General features: G+C 60.6%; 22 protein-coding genes and 1 pseudogene. 16 read left to right on the top strand and 7 right to left on the bottom strand.

The window, feature by feature from the left end; genetic code table 11:
• Nucleotides 1–28 precede the first annotated feature (28 nt).
• The 3 genes from MKK04_RS21335 to bglX all read right to left on the bottom strand — a co-directional run bounded on the left by MKK04_RS21335 (nt 29) and on the right by bglX (nt 5,553).
• Nucleotides 29–1,363 carry a sigma-54-dependent transcriptional regulator gene (locus tag MKK04_RS21335; RefSeq protein WP_241105965.1) on the bottom strand — a complete coding sequence of 445 codons (1,335 nt, stop codon included), beginning with the start codon at nt 1,361–1,363 and terminating at the stop codon, nt 29–31.
• Nucleotides 1,357–3,114 carry a sensor histidine kinase gene (locus MKK04_RS21330; protein ID WP_063913215.1) on the bottom strand — a complete coding sequence of 586 codons (1,758 nt, stop codon included), beginning with the start codon at nt 3,112–3,114 and terminating at the stop codon, nt 1,357–1,359. The genes MKK04_RS21335 and MKK04_RS21330 overlap by 7 nt, the downstream gene beginning before the upstream one ends.
• Nucleotides 3,115–3,261: 147 nt before the next feature.
• Entirely contained in the window at nt 3,262–5,553 is a 2,292-nt protein-coding gene (gene bglX / locus MKK04_RS21325; RefSeq protein WP_233694152.1) for a beta-glucosidase BglX, read from the bottom strand.
• Nucleotides 5,554–5,739: 186 nt separating this feature from the next.
• Here bglX and MKK04_RS21320 point away from each other — a divergent pair, with 186 nt between their 5' ends.
• Entirely contained in the window at nt 5,740–6,357 is a 618-nt protein-coding gene (locus MKK04_RS21320; RefSeq protein ID WP_241105964.1) for a TPM domain-containing protein, read from the top strand.
• Nucleotides 6,358–6,702: 345 nt separating this feature from the next.
• Nucleotides 6,703–7,917, top strand: coding sequence for a class I SAM-dependent methyltransferase (locus MKK04_RS21315; protein ID WP_207836649.1), 1,215 nt, complete (start codon nt 6,703–6,705; stop codon nt 7,915–7,917).
• Nucleotides 7,918–8,063: 146 nt separating this feature from the next.
• Here the strand turns inward: MKK04_RS21315 and MKK04_RS21310 are convergent, their stop codons facing one another.
• The 4 genes and pseudogenes from MKK04_RS21310 to MKK04_RS21300 all read right to left on the bottom strand — a co-directional run bounded on the left by MKK04_RS21310 (nt 8,064) and on the right by MKK04_RS21300 (nt 11,524).
• Nucleotides 8,064–8,831, bottom strand: coding sequence for a sulfite exporter TauE/SafE family protein (locus MKK04_RS21310; protein ID WP_207836647.1), 768 nt, complete (start codon nt 8,829–8,831; stop codon nt 8,064–8,066).
• A 76-nt stretch (nt 8,832–8,907) separates the two neighbouring features.
• Nucleotides 8,908–9,882, bottom strand: a complete 975-nt coding sequence (locus MKK04_RS21305; RefSeq protein WP_241105963.1) for a hypothetical protein — start codon at nt 9,880–9,882, stop codon at nt 8,908–8,910.
• Between the two features lie 562 nt (nt 9,883–10,444).
• Nucleotides 10,445–10,558, bottom strand: a pseudogene (locus MKK04_RS26740) (DUF4917 family protein); the annotation flags it as partial.
• Nucleotides 10,559–10,642: 84 nt separating this feature from the next.
• Nucleotides 10,643–11,524, bottom strand: a complete 882-nt coding sequence (locus MKK04_RS21300; protein WP_241105962.1) for a helix-turn-helix domain-containing protein — start codon at nt 11,522–11,524, stop codon at nt 10,643–10,645.
• A 445-nt stretch (nt 11,525–11,969) separates the two neighbouring features.
• Between MKK04_RS21300 and MKK04_RS21295 the strand changes: the two genes are divergently transcribed.
• From MKK04_RS21295 to MKK04_RS21230, 14 genes are all read left to right on the top strand, one after another.
• Complete coding sequence (locus MKK04_RS21295) at nt 11,970–12,164, top strand: Flp family type IVb pilin (RefSeq protein ID WP_207836634.1); 195 nt, start codon at nt 11,970–11,972, stop codon at nt 12,162–12,164.
• 36 nt (nt 12,165–12,200) lie between these two features.
• Nucleotides 12,201–12,719, top strand: coding sequence for an A24 family peptidase (locus tag MKK04_RS21290; RefSeq protein WP_241105961.1), 519 nt, complete (start codon nt 12,201–12,203; stop codon nt 12,717–12,719).
• A gap of 15 nt (nt 12,720–12,734) precedes the next feature.
• Entirely contained in the window at nt 12,735–14,069 is a 1,335-nt protein-coding gene (locus tag MKK04_RS21285) for an AAA family ATPase (protein ID WP_207836622.1), read from the top strand.
• A 12-nt stretch (nt 14,070–14,081) separates the two neighbouring features.
• Nucleotides 14,082–14,894, top strand: coding sequence for a Flp pilus assembly protein CpaB (gene cpaB / locus MKK04_RS21280; RefSeq protein ID WP_063913207.1), 813 nt, complete (start codon nt 14,082–14,084; stop codon nt 14,892–14,894).
• Between the two features lie 63 nt (nt 14,895–14,957).
• Nucleotides 14,958–16,469 (top strand): type II and III secretion system protein family protein, encoded by a 1,512-nt coding sequence (locus MKK04_RS21275; RefSeq protein WP_233687033.1) that lies wholly within the window; start codon nt 14,958–14,960, stop codon nt 16,467–16,469.
• A gap of 15 nt (nt 16,470–16,484) precedes the next feature.
• Entirely contained in the window at nt 16,485–16,766 is a 282-nt protein-coding gene (locus MKK04_RS21270) for a hypothetical protein (RefSeq protein ID WP_063913206.1), read from the top strand.
• 14 nt (nt 16,767–16,780) lie between these two features.
• The gene (locus MKK04_RS21265; protein ID WP_241105960.1) at nt 16,781–18,124 is read left to right on the top strand and encodes a TadE/TadG family type IV pilus assembly protein; all 1,344 of its coding nucleotides are present in this window, start codon (nt 16,781–16,783) and stop codon (nt 18,122–18,124) included.
• A 9-nt stretch (nt 18,125–18,133) separates the two neighbouring features.
• A complete protein-coding gene (locus MKK04_RS21260; protein ID WP_233694157.1) occupies nt 18,134–18,604 on the top strand; it encodes a TadE/TadG family type IV pilus assembly protein in 471 nt (156 codons plus the stop codon).
• Nucleotides 18,604–19,110 carry a TadE/TadG family type IV pilus assembly protein gene (locus tag MKK04_RS21255; RefSeq protein WP_063913203.1) on the top strand — a complete coding sequence of 169 codons (507 nt, stop codon included), beginning with the start codon at nt 18,604–18,606 and terminating at the stop codon, nt 19,108–19,110. Before MKK04_RS21260 ends, MKK04_RS21255 begins: the two co-directional genes overlap by 1 nt.
• The gene (locus MKK04_RS21250) at nt 19,104–20,321 is read left to right on the top strand and encodes an AAA family ATPase (RefSeq protein WP_207836596.1); all 1,218 of its coding nucleotides are present in this window, start codon (nt 19,104–19,106) and stop codon (nt 20,319–20,321) included. The genes MKK04_RS21255 and MKK04_RS21250 overlap by 7 nt, the downstream gene beginning before the upstream one ends.
• Before the next feature lie 3 nt (nt 20,322–20,324).
• Nucleotides 20,325–21,767 carry a CpaF family protein gene (locus MKK04_RS21245; RefSeq protein ID WP_233687029.1) on the top strand — a complete coding sequence of 481 codons (1,443 nt, stop codon included), beginning with the start codon at nt 20,325–20,327 and terminating at the stop codon, nt 21,765–21,767.
• A complete protein-coding gene (locus MKK04_RS21240) occupies nt 21,764–22,750 on the top strand; it encodes a type II secretion system F family protein (RefSeq protein ID WP_241105959.1) in 987 nt (328 codons plus the stop codon). The genes MKK04_RS21245 and MKK04_RS21240 overlap by 4 nt, the downstream gene beginning before the upstream one ends.
• 26 nt (nt 22,751–22,776) lie before the next feature.
• Nucleotides 22,777–23,745: a type II secretion system F family protein gene (locus MKK04_RS21235; RefSeq protein ID WP_207836585.1), complete on the top strand. Its 969-nt coding sequence runs from the start codon at nt 22,777–22,779 to the stop codon at nt 23,743–23,745.
• 1 nt (nt 23,746) lies between these two features.
• Nucleotides 23,747–24,790: a tetratricopeptide repeat protein gene (locus MKK04_RS21230; RefSeq protein WP_207836582.1), complete on the top strand. Its 1,044-nt coding sequence runs from the start codon at nt 23,747–23,749 to the stop codon at nt 24,788–24,790.
• Nucleotides 24,791–24,795: the final 5 nt, after the last annotated feature.

The following is a 24,795-nucleotide window of genomic DNA, read 5'->3' as shown; positions in this document are numbered from 1 at the left end:
TGGTTGAGCGCTATAGGCGGATTTTCGCTCATTCCCGCCCAATAAAATCCTCGCGTACCAAACCATGCCGCAGCATCTTTTCGTTAAGCGTGCGCCGCGGCAGCTGCAAGGCCTCCATCACCGCCTTGATTTCGCCCCCATGCTGGCGCAGCGCCGCGCGCAGGCATTGCGCCTCGAACGCTTCCATCTGCTCGCCCAGCGACTGCCCGGCAGGCGCCACCTCGATGTTCGGCGAACCCAGCCCCAACGCATGGCGTTCCGCCGCATTGGCCAGTTCACGCACGTTGCCTGGCCAGTCATGCGACAGCAGCTGCGCCAGTTGTGCACCCGACAGCGGCTGGGCCGCACGGCCAAGCTTTTCGGCAGCGGCACGGGCAAAGTGCTCGAACAGCAGTGGAATGTCCTCACGCCGCTCACGCAATGGCGCCAGGCGCAACTCGGCCACGTTCAGGCGATAGGCAAGGTCTTCGCGGAAGCGCCCGGCGCGGGCTTCTTCGAGCAGGTCGGGCTTGGTCGCGGCAATGATGCGCAGGTCGACGCTGATGCTCTGGTTGGCCCCCAGGCGCTCCAGCTTCTGTTCCTGGATCACCCGCAGCAGCTTGGCCTGTTGGGCCAGTGGCATGCTTTCGATTTCGTCGAGGAACACTGTGCCACCGTTGGCGTACTCCAGCTTGCCGATGCGCTTGCCCTGAGCGCCGGTAAAGGCGCCGCTTTCATGGCCGAACAGCTCGGCCTCGAACAGCGACTCGGGGATGGCTGCACAGTTGAGGGCGACGAACGGCTTGCCGGCGCGCGGGCCAAAATCGTGCAGGCAGCGGGCCACGCGCTCCTTGCCACTGCCGGTTTCGCCACGGATCAGCACATTGACCGGCAGGCTGGCCAGGTCCAGCACTTGCCGACGCAGCTGTTGCAGGCCCTGGGACATGCCCAGTAGCGTGCCTTCCAGGCGTGACTTGAGGTCGGCCTGCTCGTGCAGCCGGCGGTTTTCCAGCACCAGCTGGCGCTTTTCCAGGGCCCGGCGCAGGCTGCCCAGCAGGTGCTGCGGGGTGAAGGGTTTTTCCAGGAAGTCATAGGCTCCGCTGCGCATGGCTTCCACCGCCATGGGCACATCGCCGTGGCCGGTCAGCAGGATCACCGGCAAGTCGGGGTCGTCTGCCTGCAGGCGTTCGAGCAATTGCAGGCCATCCATGCCCGGCATGCGCACATCGCTGATGATCACCCCGGGAAAGTGCCGCGGCAGGTGCGCCAGGCATTCCTCGGCGCGGGCGAACAGTTGCACGCTGAAGCCGGACAGGCTCAGCCATTGTTCGACCGCAGTGCGGATACTGGCTTCATCGTCGACGACGATCACTGAATTCAACATACAGGCTCCAGGTCACGGGGCAGGGTAAGGCTCAGGCGCGCACCGCCGGGCAGGTTTTCGGCCTGCAGTTGGCCACCGGCCTCATGGACGATACCGTAGGAAATGGCCAGGCCCAGCCCCAGGCCTTCGCCCACCGGCTTGGTGGTGAAGAACGGGTCGAAGACCTTGGCCAGGTCGGCCTCGGCGATGCCGCCACCCGAATCCAGCACGCTCAGGCGCCACAGTTCGCCGTCGGGCTCGATGCGGATTTCCAGGCGTTTGTAGCGCTTGTCGGCCATGGCGTCGAGGGCATTGCGCAGCAGGTTGATCAGCACCTGCTCCAGGCGAATGGCATCGCCGCGCACCCAGGCCGGGCGCGCCAGGTACAGGGCTACCTCCACTTCTTCACTGCGGATGCGCGCTTCCAGCAGGTGCAAGGCCTGGTCGACCACGGTGGCCAGGTCGAGGCGCTCGCGCAGGCCGACCGGGCTGTTGCGGGCGAAGGTTTTCAGGTGGCTGGTGAGCGCGGCCATGCGCGTGAGCATCTGCTCCAGCGGTTCCAGCGCCCGGCGTGCTTCGTCATGGCGGCCATGGTCGAGCAGCAGGCGCAGGGTTTCCAGCTGCATGCGCTGGGTGGTCAGCGGCTGGTTGATTTCATGGGCCATGGCTGCCGACATCTGCCCCAGCGCGGCCAGCTTGGCCGATTGCACCAGGCCTTCCTGGGCGGTGCGCAGCTCCCGGGTGCGCTCCTCGACCTGGCGCTTGAGCTCCTCCCGGCTGCGCTGGCGCAGGCGGGCCAGGCGCAGGCGCTGGCTGACGAACAGCGCAGCGAACACCAGGCTCAGCCATACGGCGGCGGCGCCGAGCGCGGCATTGCGGCCGTCGGCGGCGACCTGCGGCTTGCGCAGCAGGTGCAGCGTCCAGTTCTCGCCCTCCAGCGGCAGGCTTTCCCACAGGTACTCGGCATTGCCCTCCGGGCCTTGCACGCGGCTAAGGGTGCTATTGGCGGCAAAGCGCGTCAGCACCTGGTGCTGCAGCGGCACCAGCGGTTGCTTGTCGTACTGACGGGTTTCGGCCAGCTCGGCACGGTCGGCGCCACTGAGTGGCTGCAGCTCGCGGTAGCGCCAGCCGTCCTGGTTGGCGATGAAGGTGATGCCACGGGCATCGCTGACCAGCAGGATATCGCTGCCCTGGCGCCACTCGCGCTCCAGTTCGGGAAACTCCAGCTTCACCACCATGGCACCGAGGAAGCGGCCATGCTCGTCGTTCACCGCGCTGGCGAGGAAGTAGCCCGGCACGCCACTGGTCACGCCCACGGCGTAGAAGCGGCCACTGCCCTGGCTGCGGGCTTGCTTGAAATAGGGGCGGAAACCGTAGTTGGAGCCCACGTAGCTGCTGGGCAGTCGCCAGTTGCTGGCGGCGATGGCCAGGCCGGTGCGGTCGAGCAGTTCGAGGGTAGAGGAATTGGCCGCTCCGTTGATGCGCTCAAGCTTGCGGTTCAGGGCGTCCTGCACCGGTTCGCTGACCGGGCCGCGCAGAGCGGCGATCAGTTCCGGGTCCAGCGCCAGCACGGCGGGCAGGGCGCGGTAGCGGTCGATCAGGGTGTGCAGGGCATTGGCGTACAGGCCCAACTGCTGGCTGGCACGCCGGGCGTCGTCTTCCATGGCCTGGCGCTTGGCCTGGTGCATGGCCCAGCCGGCGCTGAAGGCGGTGCCCAGCACGATCAGCAGGGTGATCAGCCCCAGACGCAGGGCGCGAACGGAAAAGGGCATGGGGCGGATCCGGATGAATGGGACATCAGGGCCGGCCTGTTCGCGGGTGAACCCGCTCCCACAGGTATCGCGCAGGCCATCTGCTTGCGGAGTACCTGTGGGAGCGGGTTTGCCCGCGAAGGGGCCGGTACAGGCAAAACCTGTCAGTTACAGCAGTTCAAAGCTCTGCTGCTGCACCGCCTGGGAATCCAGCCCTACCTGGACATTGAACTCCCCTGGCTCGGCAACCCGCTGCAGCTGGCCATTGTAGAACTTCAGGTCTTCCTCGCTGATGCGGAAGCTCAATGTGCGCGACTCGCCAGGCTTGAGCATCAGTTTCTGGAAGTTCTTCAGTTCCTTGACCGGGCGGCTCATGGACGCCGACACATCCTGCAAGTACAGCTGCACCACGGTTTCACCGTCACGCTTGCCGGTGTTCGTCACTGTTACCTTGGCCAACAGTGTGTCGCCACGCTTGAGGTTGTTGGTGGACAAGGTCAGGTCCGACAGCTCGAAGCTGCTGTAGCTCAGGCCATAGCCGAACGGGTACAGCGGGCCATTGGGCTCCTCGAAGTACTGCGAGGTGTAGTTGCCCGGCTTGCCCGGCGTGAAGGGGCGGCCAATACGGGTGTGGTTGTAGTACATCGGGATTTGCCCGACCGAACGGGGGAAGGTGATGGCCAGCTTGCCGGACGGGTTGTAATCGCCGAACAGCACGTCGGCGATCGCGTTGCCGCCTTCGGTACCGGCGAACCAGGTTTCGAGGATGGCGTCGGCTTGCTCGCGTTCCCAGGCAATCGACAGTGGGCGGCCGTTCATCAACACCAGCACCAGCGGCTTGCCGGTGGCCTTCAGGGCCTTGATCAGCTCACGCTGGCTGGCCGGGATTTCCAGGGTGGTGCGGCTCGACGACTCGTGAGACATGCCGCGGGATTCGCCGACCACTGCCACTACCACGTCGGACTGCTTCGCCGCCTTCACCGCTTCGTCGATCAGCACTGCAGGCGGACGCGGGTCGTCGACGATTTCCGGGGCATCGAAGTTGAGGAAGTTCAGGTAATCGAACATCGCCTTGTCGCCGGTGACGTTGGAACCTTTGGCGTAGACCAGCTTGGCCTTGCCCTCCACGGCACGGCGCAGGCCTTCGCGCACAGTCACCGAGTGCATCGGTTTGCCGTCGGCAGCCCAGCTGCCCATCATGTCGATCGGGGCGTCGGCCAGTGGGCCGACCAGGGCGATGGTGCCGGCCTTTTTCAGCGGCAGGGTCTGGTTGCGGTTTTCCAGCAGCACCAGGCTGCGGCGCGCCACGTCACGCGCGGCGTCGCGGTGCAGGCGGTCGTTGCCGTAGTAGTCCTTCAGGTCGGTTTCGGCCTTGCCGATGCGTACGTACGGGTCCTTGAACAGGCCCATGTCGTACTTGGCACCGAGTACTTCGCGCACCGCCTGGTCCAGCTCGCCCTGGGTAACTTCACCGGACTTCAGCAGGCCTGGCAGCTCTTCGCCGTACAAGGTGTCGTTCATGCTCATGTCGATGCCGGCCTTGATCGCCAGCTTGGCGGCTTCGCGGCCGTCGCGGGCGACGCCATGGCGGATCAGTTCCTGGATGGCGCCGTGGTCGCTGATGGTCACGCCCTTGAAGCCCCACTCCTTGCGCAGCAGGTCGTTCATCAGCCAGGTGTTGGAGGTGGCCGGCACGCCGTTGATCGAGTTCAACGCCACCATCACCCCGCCGGCACCCGCGTCGAGTGCGGCGCGGTAGGGCGGCAGGTAGTCGTTGTACATTTTCGGCAGGCTCATATCGACCGTGTTGTAGTCGCGCCCGCCTTCCACCGCGCCATACAGGGCGAAGTGCTTGACGATGGCCATGATGCTGTCGGGGTTGGCCGGGCTGCTGCCCTGGAACGAGCGGACCATCACCTGGCCGATCTTCGAGGTCAGGTAGGTATCTTCACCGAAGCCTTCACTGGTGCGGCCCCAGCGCGGGTCGCGGGCGATATCGACCATCGGTGCGAAGGTCATGTCCAGGGCGTCGGCAGCGGCTTCGATGGCAGCGGTGCGGCCGACTTTGGCAACGGCGTCCATGTCCCAGGTCGCGGCCATGCCCAGACCGATCGGGAAAATGGTGCGCTCGCCGTGAACGGTGTCGTAGGCGAAGAACATCGGAATCTTCAGCCGGCTGCGCATCGCCGCGTCCTGCATGGGGCGGTTCTCGGGGGCCGTGCGTGAGTTGAAGGTACCGCCGATGCGCCCGGCGGCAATTTCCTCGCGGATCTTATCCTTGGGCATTTCCGGCCCGATGCTGATCAGGCGCAGCTGGCCGATCTTCTCGGCTTCGGTCATCTGGCTGATCAGATGGTCGATGAACGCCTGCTTGTCCTGCAGGGGCGGGGCGGAGGGGGCGGCGAGGGCCGCCTGACTGGCAAGGCCCATGGCCAGGCCCAGCAAAGACAGTTTCATCATCAATTCCGTTATGGGGCCTCTGCCGTATCCACGGTGATACGTGCGCGGCCGAGTTTTTCAGGCGGCTATTGTTGTACGATTTGCAGGCATTTCTTCCAGCGGCGGATTATGCCTGAATATGTCGCCTGCGGACGAAGCCCCGAATGCCGGGACAACAACTATAAGAACGCTCAAGAGACCGACGGCATGACCCCCCTCGACGAATACCATCAGCGCCAGATCGCTGAAGCCATTGCCCGTGCCGAGCGGCGCACCGATGCCGAACTGGTGACGGTGCTGGCCCGCCGTGCCGATGATTACGCCTATTGGCCTTTGTTCTGGGCCGCCGTGCTGGCGCTGGCCGTGCCGTGCCTGATGCACTGGCTGCTGGGCTGGCCCGGCGTGCGTGGCCTGCTGGTGGCCAATGTGCTGCTGTTCGTCGGCCTGTGCCTGCTGCTGCGCAACCCACGCCTGGCCGGCTGGCTGATCCCCCGGGCATTGCGCCGCTGGCGCGCTTCGCGCCTGGCCCGCCAACAGTTTCGCGAGCAGAACCTGCAGCGTACTGCTGGAGCCACGGGCGTACTGATTTTCGTCAGCGAGGCGGAGCGGCATGTGGAGATCCTGGTCGACCGCGGCATCGAGCACTACCTGGATGCCACCGCCCGCGCGGCCATCGTCGCCCGCTTTGCCGAACAGGTACGCCAGGGCCGCACCTTGCAGGGTTTTGTCGAGTGCATCGAGGCGTGCGGCGAGCTGCTCAGCGAGCACGTGCCACCTACCCATGCGCGTAACGAGTTGCCCAACCGGCTGGTGATTCTCGATTGAGTCGGCGTCCGATGGCTTGATGCTTCCCCTGTGGGAGCGGGCGCGCCCGCGAAACAGGCAACGCGGTGTATGGCACCGGCTTCGCCGGTGTTCGCGGGCAAGCCCGCTCCCACAAAATTGTACATAACTCATTGAATTAGCGGGGATTCTGTGGGAGCGGCTTTAGCCGCGAACACCGGCGCAGCCGGTGCCATGCACACAGGGTACGCGGGCCGCTTGCGAATTCAGCTCTCTACGCGACAGCGCAGCCCAAAGGACTGGGCGATCTCCCACAGGAAGTTAGCCACCCTGTAGAATGTGTGCATTGCGCCAAGCGCTCCCCGCTATCCGAGGCACCGTTTCTCCATGTCCGCCAGTTCTTCTGCCCCATCCGCGCCGGATGCGCGCACCCAGTTTCTCGACCTGCTGAAAGCCGCCTTGCATGGCAATACCTTGGTCAAACTGGTGCTGGCGCGCCATGTCGGTGCCGACCAGACCTTGCAACGGATCATCGCCAAGCCGCTGCAGGTCAAGGGCCAGCCGTGCCTGTCGCTGGTCTACCGCCACCAGACCCGCGACATCACCCGCAACCTGGCGCTGGACCAGGCCCAGGCGCTGGTCACCGAGCTGCTGCCGGACAGCTTCCGCAACGCGCACCTGTTCGACGCCGACGGTGAAGTGCAGCTGACCTTCAGCAAGAAGGGCAAGCCCATGCTTCAGCGCCACGGCGCACAGGCCCCGCGTGAAGCTGCCACCAGCAGTGGCCATGACCGCGAGAAGAAGCGCTACCTGGAGTTGTCACGGCCGTTCCTGCGTGACCTCGGCGTAACTGACGCACAAGGCGCGCTGATCCCGTCCATGTCGCGCAAGTGGAAGCAGATCAACAAGTTCATCGAAGTCTTCGACCACGCCCTGGCCAGCGCCCCGGTGCCGGTGGAGCAGGCGCTGCGGGTGGCCGACTTCGGCTCGGGCAAGGGCTACCTGACCTTTGCCATGCACGACTACCTGCGCAACAGCCTGGGCCGCGAAGCGCAGGTAACCGGCGTCGAGTTGCGCCAGGACATGGTCGACCTGTGCAACGCCGCCGCCTCGCGCCTGGAACACCCAGGCCTGGAATTCCAGTGTGGCGACGTGCGTAGCGTGGTGCCCGAGGCCATCGAGGTGATGATCGCCCTGCATGCCTGTGACATCGCCACCGACTACGCCATCCACACCGGCATTCGCTGCAACGCCGCGATCATCATGTGCTCCCCGTGCTGCCACAAGCAGATCCGCCCGCAACTGCACAGCCCGGGGTTGTTGCAACCGATGCTGCAGTACGGCCTGCACCTGGGCCAGCAGGCCGAGATGTTGACCGACAGCCTGCGCGCGCTGTACCTGGAAGCCTGCGGGTACGAGACCAAGGTGTTCGAGTTCATCTCGCTGGAGCACACCAACAAGAACAAGATGATTCTTGCGGTGAAGCGGCGCCAGGCAGGGGACAACGGGGCGTTGCTGGAGAAGATTGCCCAGCTCAAGGCGTTCTATGGGGTGCAGGAGCATTGCCTGGAAACGTTGTTGCGGGCGGATGGGTTGCTCTGATTGTTGCCACCGTTTGACCTGCTCACGCGTGCCTCTGTGGGAGCGGGCGTGCCCGCGAACACCGGCGAAGCCGGTGCCAGCCTCCGCGTTGTATTCTTCGCGGGCATGCCCGCTCCCACAGCGCTCCCAAAGGGCTTGGCGTACTCCTACAGGAATAGCGAAACGCCCATTCTTCCTATCAGAAAGATCAAGAGGATTAAAAAGAAGGTGCGGATAAACCGGCTTCCGTAACGTAATGCCAGGAAAGTACCCGTCAACGAACCTGCAACATTGCAGGCAGCCACCACACCACCGATTGTCCATAGCACATGGCCGGAGGGGATGAAGAAAAGCAGTGCCGCAGTAAATGTACCCAGGTTGACCAACTTTGCAGAGGCCGATGCGTTCAGGAAGTCGAAACCAAAATATTTGACGAAAATGAACAGCAGCAAGCTGCCACTGCCGGGTCCAAAGATACCATCGTAGAAGCCGATGGTGCCACCAAAGAAAATACCCAGTACGATTTCTTTCTTGCCGCATTGTATAGATGTATGGGTTTGCCCAAGGTCTTTCTTGATGAATGTATAAATTGCCATTGCTACCAGAACGACGAAGACAATGTACTCCATCAAGGCTTTGGGCGCCAGCGAGACAGAGTAGGCGCCCAGGAATGCAAAGACAAACGCAGAAAGTGCTGTCGGTAGCATCAGTCGCCATACGATCTTGATTCGTTTCGCATAGCTCAGGGTGGAGAAAATGTTACCCGCGAAAACAGCGACTTTGTTAGTGCCAAATACGGTGGCCAAACTGTGGTTTGGCAGTGCGTGAAGGAGGGCGGGGACTTGCACAAGCCCTCCGCCACCTACTGCTGCATCAATTAATCCGCCGCAAAAAGCGAAAAGGCCCAGAGTGATCAGAGCGTGCTCGAATTCCATGGGTGACACCAGGTTTATGAGTGGAGATCTATCGGCTTTTTGATACGGCAGTCAGGCGTGTGGCCGATCAAATCGGTCAGTTAATTTGGCTCAAGACCTCGCGAAGGTTATAAAACGCCTTGCCAACACGTTGGTTGTAATCAAGCATGATCGTCTGCAGTCGAACTGGGTCAAAGGTCAGTCCTGTAACCCGGCCATACGCTTGCGCAGCGGCCAAGGCATGCAGACCATGCTTGTTCTCGACTTCGCCGGAATGGCTGAGTACATAGCCTTTTGCGTTTCTTAGATCATTGGTATTTGAACCAAGTGACGGGTTGATAGCCAAAAGTTTATCTTCAATGTGTTGGGCGAGAAAATTGTACTCGCGTCCATTCCAGAGTTCAGATGCGATGGAGACCATCATGGCATTCATCATGGATTGCATATATTCGATAGAATTCATCGGAAGTTTATTCCCTGCTACGCCAACGCTGTAGAGGAAACCGGAGAAATAGTTACACTGCTTTACAGAGAATCGGTCTTGACTCCAGTCGGTTGCGCTGAAGGCGCCTGTCATGTTCGGGTACATTCCATCATGTCCCTCATGTCCTAAGCCGAAATCATCTTTTGCAACTTCGTGCATGTGGGCCATGACGATGCAATGACCACTTTGCTTCTCCAGCGGTAGGGATAGGGTGTCATTCGACAATCGCATGATGACCTTTGCGGAGACCAAGCTTGTCGTTTTATGTGTCTCATTCCATCCGTTGAAGAACTTTAAAACTCCTATGTCAGTATTTTTCTTTTCTAGAAAGAGTTGAAAGGCACTTTCGGTAAGGTGGTGAGAGTCCTGCGTGATGGGATGGTTGAGCACTTCGATCATTGCTTTTTGAATTGCAGGTATGTCCTCAATCTTGGCGAGTAGAGGTTTTCTTCTATGGTCTATGCTGAGTTGTCGTCCAGGTATTTTCAGGTTTTGCAAGTGGCTGGGTAATGATTCGATAAATTTATGTCCAAACTCCTGCATTGATATCGTGTTTTTGAAGAGGCTTTTCCTGTTGTTTTTGGGCATGTGTACACCTATAAGCAAGCGAGTGAGTGGCCAATGTCGTACTGATGGATAAGGTGTGGAAGGTAGCTAATTTTGTGTTGAATATTATTGTTGTTATGGGTAGTGGTGGTAGGTCCTGATGGTTTTTCTAGGGTATTTAAAGTTCGGCACGAAGAGGCGTGAGCTTTTTGTTAGGGTAGAAAGATGCATGGATGACATTGAGTTTGTCCCTGTTTGGCCTTTGTTTTTTGAGGTCCATTTCGTGCAATAATGACATCACTGTTTTTTTGCTGAAGTCAACAGGTTTTTTAGGGTGTTTGTTTCTGGGGGTAGTTAAGTGCTGGTGGGCGGTGTTATTCCTACGGAAGTTTCTTTTAAAGCTGTAGGAAAGTTCTTTGTTCTTAAGTGGGTTGTGTTTTTGCATTCGTAGGTGCGATCACAGGCTTCGTTATCTTTTGGTTATGGAGCTTGAGTTTGTCTTGAACTCTCAGTTCTCTACCTGTAGTCGTATAGATGCATTCCTCGACCTCTTGAGAGCGATGGATTATTTCAACGCCCTGATCGGCATGCCCTGTGATCGTCAATGCAGCGCTGGCCCCCACAAGCTCCTGAGTCGCTCGACAAAGTGCTGCTTCTGGTTGACCACCGAAGCCTCGCTCAACGGCCGGATGGCAATCGACAGGTGCACCGGACGCGCGTTTGGTGAATAGCCAAACGGCTTCCATAACGCCAGGCTGGCGCCATTGCTTCTCAGCAGAGTGAGCCTTGGGCAAATGATTTATCAGCGGCTCTTGTGAAGCGCAGCACTCGGTAACACGTTATCCGGCACGGACGCATTTGCACCTTTCAGGGGCTCGGCTTCGCTGGCTGATGCTCCAGGCTGACGGGCCTGCCGATATTCGCTGGGCGTGCAGTTGCTGACCTGCTTGAAGGCGCGGGCGAAGTAGGACGGGTCCTTGAAACCTGCCTCATAGCCGATGCTGGTAATCGGCATCTGGCTGTTGACCAGCAGGTCCATGGCCAGGTTCATGCGCTTGCTCAGGATGTAATCCAGAAACCCCACGCCGTTGACCTCCTTGAACAGGCGGCTGAAGCGAGCGGTAGTCATTCCGCAGCGCTGCGCCAGGTCCTTTTGATCGATGCATTCGCGAAAATGCTGGTCGATGTACGGCATCACCTTGCTGAGCGCCCGGTGCTTGTGGTGTTCGCCAGTCAGGCGAATGCTGTCGGGCAGCGACGGCAGATGGTCGATCTGCTGCGAATTGCCCTGACTCTTGATAGTGCGGCGGACTTCGCAAAGCTGCTTCAGGACGCCGAGGTAGCGACTCATCTCGCTGGCTGTAAGCGGCAATACCAGATATTCCCAGACACGCGAACGCATGGCCCAGACGGCCAGTTCTTCGGAGTGCTGCACTGTGAGCATGGTGATCGGGATGGCAGGCGAGCTGCGTTTTACCTCAAGGAGCAGGTTGAGGTTCAGGGTGTCGGGACGATCGAAATGCATGCAGATCATGTCTGCCTGCTGACGTTCGGAATGCGCGACCGTCTTTGCCAGCTTGCAATCGCAGACATGACTGAACTGTGCCATCAAGGCTTCGGTGGAGCGATCACGTGTCAGATCGAACCACAACAACAGGGGCTTTTTGCCCGGGTTAGACATCATGACTTAACCTGCTCCTGAGGGTGTCCCTACGTGCTGCAGTATTGACAACATGCCATCAGCTCGCCGATTGATTTGGTTATTAGGCTAGCTAGTTTTTGTCTATTGCGTTCTATGTGTTGTCTAAAGCCCTGATGTTAGACGGGCTGCGGATTTTTGTTGGTGTTTGGCCAGAACGACCGCTTGTCGCCTTTGACTGAGTGGGCCGTACGCTTATGCTGAATCGAGTGCAAATGCGTTCGAAAGTGCTTCTCACATTATCCTTTCCCGCTTGTTTCCCTGGTGGCCTGTCGCTTTTTTCGATGCTGGCAAATGGCCGCAAAAAAGTCCTAGCGATTCGCAAAAATCTCCTAACCACCACTGTCACCCTCTGACTAGGATTCCCAACAGGTAGTGCAAAACACCACTGCCTGGGAATAAAAATAATGTCCTTAGCGAGGTGAGCGAAATGAATATGCAAACTTTCAAGGCTTCGTTGATGAAGTTCGTCAAAGATGAAGATGGCCTGACCGTCGTGGAATATGCGGTAGCAGGTGGGTTGGTTGCCCTCGCCCTTATTACTGCGTTCACCAACTTGGGAACCGCGGTCAAGGGGAAAATCAACGGGCTGATCACTGCGCTTGGAGGCACCGCTGCCCCTTGAACTCATTCTTAACTAAGCCCCAAGGGGGATGCAGCAATGTCAGCAGAGTCTCTGTTCGCCATTGTCGTGCTGCTAGGGCTGCTGGGTATTGCGGTGGTCGGGGATCTTCGTAACCACCGCATTCCCAACTTTCTGGTCTTGCTGGGGTTGGGGTTGGGGTTGGCGGGCCAGGTTTATTCCGCAGAAATTACCGGGCTAGGTTATGGCGTACTGGGTATGTTTATCGGATTTGCCGTGTTTATTCCGATGTACGCGCTGGGGGGCATGGCAGCCGGCGACGTCAAACTTATGGCCATGGTCGGTAGTTTTCTTACACCGCCTGACGCACTTTCAGCAGCACTTTTTAGCCTGATCGCCGGTGGCGTGTGCGGGATGTTGATAGTGCTCCTGCGCGGACAGTTGAAACAGACGTTAGAACGCTACTGGTTGATCTTGACTGCGCAGGCCTATTTTGCGCCGAAGGCGGATGAGGTGGCAGGTAAACCGTTCCCTTATTCAGTCGCGATCCTGTCCGGAACCCTTGTCAGCCTTTATTGGCAACCGCTTGGCCTATAGCCTGGGAGGCTAACAATGTACGCACTCAGAGACAGTGGTGCCTGCGCCTGTGCCAAGGACGCAGTGCAGGGCCTGGCACCTCAGCCACGTACGGTTCGCGAGACTGGCCTGGCAGAAAGCTTTCTCGGTGATTTGTTGTGCAAGCACCTGCATGACGCCGGTACGCTGGACCTGTCGCGTCTGGTGGAGCGCCTGGCGCTGACCGGTGCGGTGGTGGAAGAAGTGCTGGCCTTTCTGCGCAAGGATGGCCGCGTCGAAGTACTGGGCCAGGTCGGTGTGCAAACGGGGGGGCAGGTGCTGCGCTACGGCTTGACCGAACGTGGTCGCGGTACCGCCCGTGATGCACTGGCGCGCAGCGGCTACATCGGCGCGGCGCCCTTCCCGGTAAGTGCCTACCGTGACCTGCTCAAGCTGCAGACCATTCACCATGGACGCATCACTACGCAGGACATGCATACGGCCTTCACCGGTGTCGTGCTTTCGGAGAGCATGCTCGATCAACTGGGCGTAGCGCTGAACTCCGGGCGCGCAATCATGATTTACGGCCCCGCAGGCACCGGCAAGACCTACGTCAGCAGCCGGTTGATTCGCCTGTTCGCCGAATACATCTGGGTCCCTCATGCCATAGAGATCAACGAGTCGGTCATCGAGGTGTATGACCCCCAGGTGCATCAGCGCCTGGAGGAAGAGAGCCAACCGAACAGCCTGTTGCTCAACGAAGGAATCGATCGCCGGCTGGTGCGATGTAAGCGCCCGGTCGTTATCACCGGCGGTGAACTGGGCATGGAGCAACTGGATGTCCGTTTCGATCCCATTACCCGTCAGTACCAGGCCTCCCTGCAGCTCAAGGCCAGCAATGGCCTGTTCATCATCGACGACATGGGGCGCCAGCGCATGGCCCCGGCCGAACTGCTCAACCGCTGGATCGTGCCGATGGAAGAGAAGCGCGACTTCCTCAACCTTGGCGGCGGGCGTCATTGCGAGCTGCCGTTCGATCTGGTGCTGGTGTTCTCCACCAACCTCAACCCGCTGGAGCTGGCTGACGAGGCTTTCTTGCGGCGCATTGGCTACAAGCTGCAGTTCAGCTACCTGAAAGTCGATGAGTACGAACGCATCTGGCGCCAGGAATGCGAACGCCTGGGCCTGGCTTACGATCCGTCGCTGTTGCGCTATGCGCTACAGACGCTGTACGAGGCCGAAGGCGTGCCGCTGGTGCCATGCCACCCTCGCGACCTGCTGAGCATGGCGCTCGACCGCCAGCGATACCAGGGCGGCGATGGTCCGCTGTCGCCGCAGGAGCTGGAATGGGCCTGGCACAGCTACTTCGTTCAGATCGACTTCCTCGGATAAGGAGTTGCAGACATGAGCGCCCGTACGCTTACCCTGATTGCTGTTTCCCTGACCCTGGGGCTTGGTGCCGCCTGGATGGCCAACAACTGGCTCAATGGGCGGCTCAACACCACCCCGGATGACAACATGAAGAACGTGGTGGTCGCCACGGTGGAGATCCCGTTCGGGCAGATGATCGAGGCCCAGCAGGTTGCCATCGTGCGCATGCCCAAGGATGCGGTACCTGATGATGCCTTCGACAGCAACGAAAAGGTGCTGGGCAAGATCGCCACCTTCGCCCTGCTGCGCGGCGATGTCCTGCGCAGCGCACGCCTGGCCGAGCACCTGGGTGGCAGTACCCTGGCTTCGTTGATCGCTCCTGACAAACGTGCCATTTCGGTGCGTGTCGATGACGTGGTCGGGGTGGGGGGCTTCCTCTTGCCGGGTAACCGGGTCGATGTACTGGCGACCAGGCAAAGCAATGGCAGCAGTAATGAAGCAGAGTCCACGACCATCCTCCAGGACTTGCGGGTGTTGGCCGTGGACCAGACCGCGGGGACGGACAAGACGCAACCGGTGGTGGTGCGTGCCGTGACCCTGGAAATGTCGGCCAAAGAGGCCGAGGTCCTGGTCAAGGCGCAATCGGAAGGGAGGTTGCAACTGGCCCTGCGCAACCCGCTGGACGCTCAGAAGCAGCCACCAGTCGTTGCCACTGTCGAGCCGGCCAAGGCCGCGCCGCCAGCCGCCAGGCCGCAACCAAAACCGGTGGTGAATCGCAGCAGTGGCGTTGGCGCGGTCACCATCATCCGCGGGACTGAAGTCGAGATAGCAAAAGCAAGGTTTTAAGGCAGCTGGCTTCCGAATAGCTAACCTTCGGCAGGAACAAGATCACCTCGCAGGGAGTAGTCAATGAATACTTTGCAGAGACTAGGGCTGTACCTGTTGTGTGGGCTGGGTACGCAGCTGCTGTTCGCTGGCGTGGCGCAGGCTGAAGGACCGGGGGCGGGATACAGCGCCATGCCGGCGGCCAATACCAACATGATCCAGGTACCCATCTACAAGTCGCGGACGATCAGCGCTCGTACACCGGTCAGGAAAATCTCGGTCGGCAACCCGGATATTGCCGACATCCTCATCACCAGCCCGACCCAGCTCTACCTGCTCGGCCGTTCTCTGGGCACTACCAACGTGTTGCTTTGGGACAGCAACAACCGCTTGATCGAGACCCTGGATGTGGAGGTCGTGCATGACCTCACCGGGCTCAAGACCAAACTGCACCAGCTGCTGCCCGAGGAAAACATCGAGGTGTTCAGTGCCCAGGGCGCGCTGGTGCTGCGTGGCCAGGTGCGCAGCGCTGCCGCCATGGACACGGCGATGAAGGTTGCCAAGACCTATGCCGCGCAAACCGCCAGCGTGGTGCAAGGCAAGGGTGAAGCTGCTGAGGCGACGCCGACCCAGTCGCTGGAGGTGATCAACCTGCTCAGTGTCGGTGGCAGCCAGCAGGTAATGCTGGAAGTCAAGGTGGCGGAGATGCAGCGCAGCCTGATCAAGAACCTCAACGTGCGCTTCAATGCCCTTGGCACCTCCGGCAACTGGAGCGGTGGCGGGTTCAACAATGGTCAAGGGCTGGGCCTGACTCCCGGTGGCGGGTCGATCCTTTCGCCTGGTTCGTTGATTGGTGGCGGCAAAGGGTTGTTCGCCCAGTTCCTGTCCGACGATTTCCTCTTCAACGTGGTGCTGGAGGCGTCCAAGGACAATGGTTCGGCCAAAGTGCTGGCTGAACCCACCCTCACCACGCTGACCGGCCAGCAGGCGGAGTTCATTTCAGGTGGCGAGTTCCCGGTGCCGATCACCGAGGATGACGGCATCACCGTCGAATACAAGGAATTCGGGGTCGGGGTGAAGTTCCTGCCGGTGGTGCTCGACTCCGGGCGCATCAACCTCAACCTGAATGTCTCGGTGAGCGAGCTTTCCAACGTCAACTCGCTGGTGCTGGACACGGGCCTGAGCAGTGTCCTGGGCGATGGTGTTACCCAGGTCATTCCGTCGCTGACCAAGCGCAGTGCCGAGTCCACGGTCGAACTTGGCAATGGCCAGACCATCGCCATTGCCGGCTTGATCAGTGAGAACACCCGCGATTTCGTCAGCCGTTTCCCAGGGCTGGGGGACCTGCCGATACTCGGGCACCTGTTCCGCAGCCAATCGTTCATCAACGGTGAAACCGAACTGGTGATCCTGGTGACGCCGCACCTCGCCAAGCCTGTGGATGCCAAGGCGGTGCGCCTGCCCACCGAGAAGTTCGTCGAGCCCAGTGACCTGGACTTCTACCTGCTCGGCAAGACCAAGGGCAGTGAGCCTGGGCGCGCGGTGCCCGTCAGCCTCGGGGTCAGCGGTGGCAACTTTGGCCATGATGTGAACTGATCGGAGAGAACCAGCATGAAAAGCATGATCGTGGGTTGCGCGCTTGTATCGGGGTTGTCCGGCTGCATGACGTATGACGAAGGGCGCGTTGGTCCGTTGGGCTACAGCGTCTACCAGACCACCTACCAGCAGATTGCCGACAAGCAAGTGGCCGCCAACCCAGGCACCGAACTGCCTGCCGCCGGCGCCGATGGGCCATTGCTGGAGAATGTGATCAATGGTTATCGGGGGGCGACTGGCGATGCGCAGCAGGTCGGTCAGCCGATCCAGATCCAAGTCACTGATTCAACTCGCTGATTGAGGGTGTGACCATGTCTCCTCGAGCTCAACGGATGTTCACCGCGCGGCCAGGCCAACAGCGGGGGGCAGTGACTGTCATGATCGTGATCGCTCTGGTAGCGATATTGATGATGGCAGCGTTGGTGCTCGACGGGGGCCACATGCTGTTGAACAAGACACGCTTGCAGAATGCTGTGGACGCTGCCGCCCTGAGTGGCGCAAAGACCCTGAGCCAGGTGATGGGCTCTGGCAATAGTGCCAGTACCGCGCGAGCCGCCGCGCTCTTCACCCTGAACGAAAATGCCAAGGCCGCAGGCAACAACGAACTGTTGACGGCAATCGGCGGCAACCCTGGAGCATTCGCCGTGGTGGAGCTGGCAGACAATGTCTATGGGCCTTTCTCCTTCCCGGGGCCGGTAAATGCCACTTATGTGCGGGTCTCGGTATCGAATTACTCACTGGCGGGTTTTTTCTGGAGCTTCGCCCAGTCAATCGGTACGGGAACCGTGGGGGCCAAGAGCGTGACGGCGATTGCCACCGCCGGGCCGAGCCCGACCAGCCCATGCGATCTTGCGCCGCTGCTGGTGTGTGGCAACCCGGCTCAATACAACCCGGATGCGGGCATGTTCTGGGGCTATCGTTTCGGTGACCTGGAGGTCTTGAAGTCAGCCGCCAAGAACAGTGACCCCATTGGCCCCGGCAATTTCCAGCTGCTCGATTTTGGCTCGGGCGGCAAGGAGGTTGGCGAACTCATGGCTGGCGGCGGCTCGGTTTGCCGCAATGTCGGGGAAAACGTCGACACCAAGCCAGGCAACACGGTGGGCCCTTCCGTTCAAGGTTTGAATACGCGCTTTGGCGACTACACAGGGTCGTTCAAGGGGACGGACTATCCGCCCGACCTGGTGACGACCTACGACAACCCGAAGATCAAGTACAACGACAGCACCACACCGGCGCGACTGGAGCATCAGGGCCAACCTGTCACTTCGAGCAATGGCAACCTCTCTGCTGGCGGTACGTCGCTGTTCGATTACAACGATTATGCCGCTCAGAGCGCCGCATGTGTCGCCGGCGGGGGGACGGGGTGCCAGTCAAACGGAGTTTTCGAGCGGCGGATACTGAAGATCGTAGTGGGCAACTGCTCGGGCAAGAACGCGGGGGCATCCTCGATTCCGGTCCTCGGTTTCGGTTGCTTCTATGTAGTGCAGCCGGCCGACAACTCGGGTGGGGATTCGCAGATCTTCGGCCAGTTCGTCAAGCAATGCGAAGGCGACGGTGTGCCGGGGCCCACGCCGCAGGATGATTCCGGCCCGCAGATCATCCAGCTGTACAAAACCTTTCTCAACGGCAGTGGCACACCGAGCATCGACTCCTGAGGAACTGTCATGGAACTTCACCGGCTCAAGCGTGCGCAGCGCCAGCAAGGGGTGGCAATCGTCGAGTTCACCATCACCCTGCCGCTGTTGCTCCTGACCTTGCTGGCCTTTGGCGAATTTGGCCGCATGCTTTACCAGTACAACAGTCTGCTGCAAGGCAGCCGTGATGCCGCGCGCTTCGTCGCCAGCCAGGCCTGGAACTCGACCTTGGGCAAGGTCGAGGTGAGCGCTGATCTCGAGTGCATGACCAAGAAAGTGGCGGTGTACGGTGCACCTTCCGCGCCGCCCTGCAGCCTGACCGGCATGCCGGCCAACATCACTGTGCAGGTGGCCAAGGTGGCGGGCACCAGCGACCACGTGCAGGTGACCATCAGCTCTGTCTTTTCCCCGCTGGTCGCCAACGGCATTCCTGCCTTTATTGGCGGCAGCACGGCGCTGAACTTCCCATTGGTCGCCACCACCGTGATGAGGGCACTGTGATGAAGCGCAGAGGCATGCAGGAAGGCGTCTACGTCGTAGAGTTCGCGATCATCAGCGCATTGCTGTTCACGCTGTTGTTCGGGGTGCTGGAAATAGGCCGGTTGTACTACACCGTGAACGTGCTGAATGAATCCGTTCGGCGTGGCGCACGTCTGGCAGCGGTCTGCAACATCAGCGACCCGGTAGTGCTGCGTCGGGCGATATTCAACAGCGCCGGCAACAGTGGCGCCAGTACCCTGCTGGCCGACCTGGACACCGGGGACCTGACCCTGCGTTACCTGGACAAGAACGGCGCGCTGGTAGCCAACCCCGGTGATCTGGTGAGTGCCACCGGGTTTGCCGCTGTCCGCTATGTCCAGCTGACCCTGCAGAACTTTCAATTCAGCCTGTTTATTCCAGGTTTTGGGGTGCCCATTACCCTGCCAGTATTCAAGGCGACCTTACCTCGCGAAAGCCTCGGGCGTCATACCGAGGCGGATGTCGCACCGGAGATCACGCCATGCTGAATCTTAGGGAGTCTTCCGTATCCGCTACCTCCATCAAGCCCGGGATGCGTCTGTTGATCAGCAGCTCCGACGCCTTGGCCTTGCGTCAGTTGCAAGAAATCTGTCAGCGCATCTCCGGTCTGGAGGTGAATGTTCGCCAGGTGAGCAATGGGCATTCCGACCCGCTTTTCGGGCTGGACCGGAAGCCCGACTTCTTGCTCTTGCGCGTTGGCCACTTGTGGCGTGAGGAGCTGGCAGCCCTGTTGCAACGCCCGGCCCATGAACGCCCGCCGCTGTTGGTGTGCGGCCTGCTGGACGATCGGGAAGGCATGCGCCTGGCAATGCAGGCCGGTGCCCGCGATTTTCTGCCGGAACCCATCGTTGCCACGGAGCTGATCGCAGCCTTGAACCGTATGGTCATGGAGACCCAGACCAGCAGTACGGCAACCGGGAAACTGATCGCCGTGATGAATGCCAAGGGTGGCTCCGGCGGCACGGTACTGGCTTGTAACCTGGCGCATCAGCTCAGCCTCAAGGGCAACGCGCTGTTGCTTGACCTGGACTTGCAGTTTGGCAGTGTGTCGCATCACCTGGATGTCGCGCAGTCGCACACCCAACTGGATGTGTTGCAGCAGATAAAAGAGATGGACGGGGTGGCACTGCGCGGGTTCTGCAGCCATTTCAGCCCGTCCTTGCATGTGCTTGGCAGTCGCGCCAATGAGCTGTGCTTGCCGCAGGATGTCCAGGCCGAACAGCTCGATGCGCTGCTGCAGTTGGCGCGCGCCAACTATGATTGGGTCGTGGCGGACCTGCCACGGCAGATCGACCACATCACCGCGTCAGTGCTGGAGCAGGCGGACCGGGTGTACGTCGTGGTGCAGCAGAGCGTCAACCACCTGCGCGACGCCAGTTCCCTGGCGCGCATTCTGCGCGATGACCTGGGCGTACGCGGCAATCAGCTGGAGGTGGTGGTCAACCGCTACGACAAGGCGGCACCGGTCAGTCTCAAGGATATCGGCGAGGCGATGCGCTGCACCAATATCGTGAAGCTGCCCAATGACTTCAGCGTCATCAACCAGAGTCAGAACACGGGTGTGCCATTAGGCCTGCAAGCACCTCGGTCGGCGATCACCCAGGCGCTGCGTGGGATGGCCGAGGAACTGGTTGGCAAGCAGGTGGCCACTGACAGTGGACTGTTCAAACGCGCCTTCAAGCGTGTTTTTCGGGGGTGAACCATGCTTAGCGATTTCCGTAACCGTTTGCGCAAACAGGCAGTCACCCCCGAGGCATCGACGCCGTCGAAGCAGGGTGGCGCTGCGAAGGATCCGGCTGAGGCGATGATGGCCTGGGAGCATTCAGCGCCGGACGTTCTTTTTGAAACCAGAAGCCAGGTCACCCAGGTGGAAGCCGAGTGGCGGGAGAAGACCTATCAGCAACTGCTCAAGGTCATGGACTTGTCCTTGCTCGACTCGCTCGAGCAGGCCGAGGCCGTGCGGCAGATCCGCGATATCTGCCAACGTCTGCTCGATGAGCATTCGGCGCCGGTGAGCTCTGTCAGCCGCCAGCTGATCATCAAGCAGATCACCGATGAAGTGCTTGGCCTTGGCCCGCTGGAGCCGCTGCTGGCCGACCACACGGTGTCCGACATTCTGGTCAACGGGCATGACTCGGTGTACGTCGAGCGGTTCGGCAAGTTGCAGCGCACCGATGTGCGTTTTCGCGACGATCAGCACCTGCTCAACATTATCGACCGCATCGTCTCCAGCCTCGGCCGGCGTATCGACGAGTCTTCGCCGTTGGTCGATGCCCGCCTCAAGGATGGTTCGCGGGTCAATGCGATCATCCCGCCGCTGGCCATCGATGGGCCAAGTATCTCGATCCGCCGCTTTGCGGTGGACCTGCTCAATACCGACAGCCTGATCCAGGCGGGCGCCCTGACCCCGGCCATCGCGTTGCTGCTCAAGGCGATCGTGCGGGGCCGGCTGAACGTGCTGATCTCGGGCGGCACCGGCTGTGGCAAGACCACCATGCTCAATGTGCTGTCCAGTTTCATTCCCCACAACGAGCGCATTGTCACCATCGAGGACTCTGCCGAGCTGCAACTGCAGCAGCCACATGTGGTGCGCCTGGAAACACGGCCTGCGAACATCGAGGGGCGCGGCGAGGTGGGCCAGCGGGAGCTGGTGCGCAACAGCCTGCGGATGCGCCCGGACCGTATCGTGATCGGTGAGGTGCGTGGTGCCGAGGCGCTGGACATGCTGACGGCGATGAACACCGGCCACGATGGCTCACTGACTACCATCCACGCCAACACCGCGCGCGATGCGTTGGGCCGGGTCGAGAACATGGTCCTGATGTCTGGCGCCACGTTCCCGATCAAGGCCATGCGTCAGCAGATCGCATCGGCCATCGATGTGGTGATCCAGCTGGAGCGGCAGGAAGACGGCAAGCGGCGGTTGGTAAGCGTGCAGGAGATCAACGGCATGGAAGGCGAAATCATCACCATGACCGAGATCTTCTCTTTTGTCCGCAATGGTGTGGGCGAGCAGGGCCAGGTGCTTGGCGACTTCCGGCCGAGTGGCATGGTCCCGGCCTTTCGCGATGCCTTGGCCAAGCGCGGGATCGAACTGCCGCTGACGATGTTCAGGCCTGAATGGATGGAGGCTCGTCAGCCATGAGCCAGATACCCGGTGAATACATCCTGATATTTCTCGGCATGGTGTTCATTGCCGTGTTTCTCCTCAGCCAAGGGTTGGTGGTGCCGGTGTTCGGCGAGGCGGGCAAGGTACGTAAACGTATTCGCAGCCGACTGGTGATCCTGGAGCGCGCAAGCCATCTGCCGAACATGCAGACCGTGTTGCGGCAGAAATACCTGACTCGTTTGTCGCCGCTGGAGGCGTGGCTCGAGCAGTTACCCTTCATGGCGACGCTGACGCAAATGATCGAGCAGGCCGGGCATGAGTACCGGGCCTATCGGGTACTGCTGTTGGGGCTCGTGCTGGCAGCGGCTGCCGGGATGCTGGCCTGGCTGTTCTTTCCTTACTGGTGGTTGGCGCTGGCGGCTGCGTTCGTGGCGTTCTGGCTGCCGCTGCTGAAAATCACCCATGACCGTGGCAAGCGTTTCGCCCAGTTCGAAGAGGGTTTGCCGGATGCGCTGGAGGCCATGTGCCGGGCATTGCGCGCCGGACACCCCTTCAATGAAACCCTGCGCCTGGTGGCAGAGGAACACAAGGGGCCGGTGGCGCAGGAATTCGGCCTGACCTTCGCCGATATCAACTACGGAAATGATGTGCGCCGGGCCATGCTTGGCCTGCTGGAGCGGATGCCCAGCATGACGGTGATGATGCTGGTCACCTCGATCCTCATTCACCGAGAGACCGGCGGCAACCTGACCGAAGTACTGGAGCGCCTGAGCAACCTGATCCGCGGGCGTTTCCGCTTTCAGCGCAAGGTCAAGACCATGTCGGCCGAAGGGCGTATGTCGGCTTGGGTGTTGGTGGCCATACCCTTCCTGTTGGCGGCAGCGATCATTATCACGAGCCCGGACTACCTGACGTTACTGATCAAGGATCCCACTGGGCAAATGTTGGTCATGGGGGCTTTTGGCTCAATGTTGGTGGGGATTTTCTGGATTCGTAAAATTATCCGTATCCAGATTTAGGCAGTTCTCGCATGGGGGCGTCGGTCATGGACTATTTGCTCGGTTTGTTGAGTGGGGTGACGGACAACGAGGCATTGGCACGCCTGCTGATCGTCGGTGCGATCGGGATGAGCACGGTCATTGCGGTCATCACCGTGACGTTGCTTGTGCTGGGGTTGCAGAGCCCGCTGCAACGCCGTCTTGCATTGATCAAGCGTGACCACTCCAGCGCTGCGCCCGGGCGGGAGGCGCCAGGAAACCTTCAGCTTCTACTGGAGCGGGTTGGTCGGCGCGTTACCCCGTCTACGGATGGACAGGTGTCAGCCACTCGAACCCTGTTGACCCACGCGGGTTATGGTTCGGCGTCGGCGGTACAGGTGTATTGGGCAGTGCGTTTGCTGTTGCCGTTGCTGCTGGTAGGCGTTTCGCTGTTGGTATTGCCACTGGTTCCGAACCTTTCCCTGATGACGGGCATGGGAGTGGTGGCCATGGGGGCTGCTAGCGGATGGCTATTGCCGGCAATGTATGTCGACAAGCGCAAGACGGCTCGGCAGGGGCGGTTGCGTGCGGCCTTTCCTGACGCCCTGGACCTGATGGTGGTGTGCGTGGAGTCGGGCCTGGCGTTACCCCAGGCTATCGAGCGGGTGGCCGAAGAAATGGCGGTCAGCCAGGCCGAGCTGGCCGAGGAACTGGCGTTGGTCAATGCGCAGATCCGCGCCGGCATTTCCAGTACCGAAGCGCTCAGGCAACTGGCTGATCGCACCGGTCTGGAAGACATCCAGGGCCTGGTGAGCTTGTTGGCCCAGAGCATCCGCTTCGGTACCAGCGTAGCGGCTACCTTGCGCATCTATGCCGAGGAGTTTCGTGACCGGCGCATGCAGGCCGCCGAGGAAATGGGCGCGAAAATCGGGACAAAGCTGGTTTTTCCGCTAATTTTCTGTCTGTGGCCAAGCTTCTTTCTGGTAGCCATCGGCCCGGTGATCATCGGGATACTTAAAACGTTCGGGAAGCCATGACATGAACAGGATCAGCTTGCTGTTGACGATGATAGCCGTGCTCTCAGGTTGCCAGAGCACGGGGCCAGACCTGAATGGTGTACGTTCTGTCTACTCCGCTGGCAATTCGGTGCTCTACCAGGTGCAGTCGCAAAGCAACTCGCCCGACCAGGCGATGCAGGTGGCGGCAATGGCTTACCAGGCCGGTGACCTGGACCAGGCGCTGTACCAGTACTTGCGCGTCCTTGAGCTGGCACCCGAACGTTATGAGGCGCTGGTCTGGGTTGGCCGTATCCACCGCGAACGCGGCAATAACCAGCTGGCCGAGATGGCCTTCACCGAGGTGCTGGGCAAGGCACCTGAAAACCCCGATGCCCTGACCGAAATGGGCCTGCTGAATCTGTCCATGCGTAAACATGAGCAAGCCAAGGCGATGCTGTTGAAGGCAGTTGCCGTGGATCAGCAGCGCTTCACCAAGGACCCGGCCAATACCCAGACAGGGGCGGCTGCGCTCAGGGTCGACAGCAAGTCACCGCTCAAGGCCTACAACGGGCTGGGGGTGCTCGCGGATCTGGCCGACAACTTCGCCGAGGCGCAGACGTACTACCGCCTGGCCGAGCTCATCGATCCACGTTCGGCGTTGGTGCAGAACAGCCTGGGGTATTCCTACTACATGGCCGGGCAATGGGCCGATGCCGAGCTACGCTACAAACGTGGCGTGAGCTACGACGGGACCTACAAACCGCTTTGGCGCAACTATGGGTTGCTGCTGGCTCGCATGGGGCGCTATGAGGAGGCTGTGTCTGCCTTCGAACAGGTCGAAAAGCGTGCCGAAGCCAGCAATGATGTCGGCTATGTCTGCCTGGTGGAAGGCAAGCTGGATGTGGCCGAGCAGTTTTTCCGCAGCGCCATCGAGTTGTCGCCGGGGCACTATCCCATCGCCTGGGAAAACCTGAACAGGGTCCAGCAGATTCGGCAAATCCGCCAGATGGGCGGCGATGTGGCGATGCCCGAGCCCATTGCAGTTGGCCCGGCCGTGCAGGTGACAACGGCATCGGCGCCTTGATGGGC

Source organism: Pseudomonas sp. LS.1a (assembly GCF_022533585.1).
Taxonomy (GTDB): Bacteria; Pseudomonadota; Gammaproteobacteria; order Pseudomonadales; family Pseudomonadaceae; genus Aquipseudomonas.
The sequence above is the reverse complement of the archived record's forward strand: the minus strand, read 5'-3'. Positions and strand labels throughout refer to the sequence as shown.